This window comes from Streptomyces sp. NPDC097129, from assembly GCF_055668065.1.
In genome coordinates, this window is sequence record NZ_JBVOQE010000081.1 from 1 (window position 1) to 1,200 (window position 1,200).

The window sequence follows — 1,200 nt, forward strand, 5'->3', positions numbered from 1 at the left end:
TCGGAGTTCGCAGTCCGGAAGCGGCTCTGGCCTACGCCGTAGTCAGCGAAGTGCTTGGAACGGAGGACCTTCGACGTGAAATCCTGAACTCCGATCTCAGTGCCACCGAACAGCTGAAGGCTCTCGATCGCTTGCAGCAGCTGTTGGAATCCGAGATGAGCTGGGTGTTGCGCCGCCCGGGCGCTGCCGGACGCTTCACCGTGAACCCGCGCGCCGACATCGATCGATGGGCAGCCCCGGTGCGGGAACTCACCGACGGTTTGTCGGCAAGCGAGCGCATCGAGGCGTCTTTCGGAGCACTCGCCCTGGCAGACATTGCACTGCAGGAGAATACGACGGCCGCGGCCGCAGCCGCGATCTATCGGGAACTCTCCGACGCTCTCGACCTGGGCGATGTTCTCGGCGGCGTCGACGTCGCCGTCGGTGCCTCGCATTGGGAGGTCATGGGCAGCGCTGCCGTCCACGCCAGGTTGACGGCGCGTTTCGCAGACCTCGTGTCCGGAGCGCTCGGAGAAGGTATTCCGGAGGTCGTCGAGCTGTGGACCGCCGCCAATCCGCAAGCGGTGCGCCGGTTCACGGCTTTGATGTCGAGTGTGAGCCGCAGTGGAGCGCTGGACACCGCCCGTCTCTGCACGGTCGACGCCGAACTCGAACTACTCGTTCGCGGTGCGTCCAGTTTCGCTTCGGTAGACGCCGCGGAGGGTTCAGCGGCCCTCCCAGGCGAGTAGCGATAGCAGCAGTTCGGCTCTGACCCTGGCCTGCCCGAGGTCGCATTGCAGCAGTTCCTCGATGCGTGCGATGCGACCTCGGAGGGTGTGCCGATGAACACCGAGTTCGGCTGCGGCCGATTCCCATTGGCCGTTTGCCTCGAGATAGGCGCGCAAAGACGCGGCCAGTGCGGTTCCGTGTGCCTGGTCGTGTTCCGTCAACACCGGGATGGTGTCCGCAGCCATTGCGATCAGTGCCTCACGGGCAGACTCGGATGCCAGAATCGTCGAACCACTCAGAGCGTCGAACTCGAGAATACGCGCCGTAGCCGTCGTGAGGTTGGCCGCGGCGCGGGCCTGGACGAGTGCGCGGGGTGCGTCGAGAAGGCGGTGAGGGGTGCTGATTCCGGCACGCACAGCTTTCGCTTCGGTGGGGGAGAGCTGCGCCAGTAGCGTTTTGGCCGTGTCGATCGTGTCGGTTCCGCGAAGGAGT

At 65.2% G+C, this 1,200-nt stretch carries 2 protein-coding genes; one reads left to right on the top strand and one right to left on the bottom strand.

Going from position 1 to position 1,200, the window contains the following annotated elements:
* Window positions 1-728 (top strand): hypothetical protein (locus AC0B9F_RS38255; RefSeq protein ID WP_472010436.1); only part of this gene is annotated, 728 nt, incomplete at its 5' end.
* Here AC0B9F_RS38255 and AC0B9F_RS38260 read toward each other — a convergent pair.
* Window positions 705-1,200, bottom strand: a 496-nt coding sequence (locus AC0B9F_RS38260) for a PucR family transcriptional regulator (protein ID WP_472010438.1), incomplete at its 5' end; no start/stop codon positions are given. The two genes, AC0B9F_RS38255 and AC0B9F_RS38260, sit on opposite strands and share 24 nt — an antisense overlap.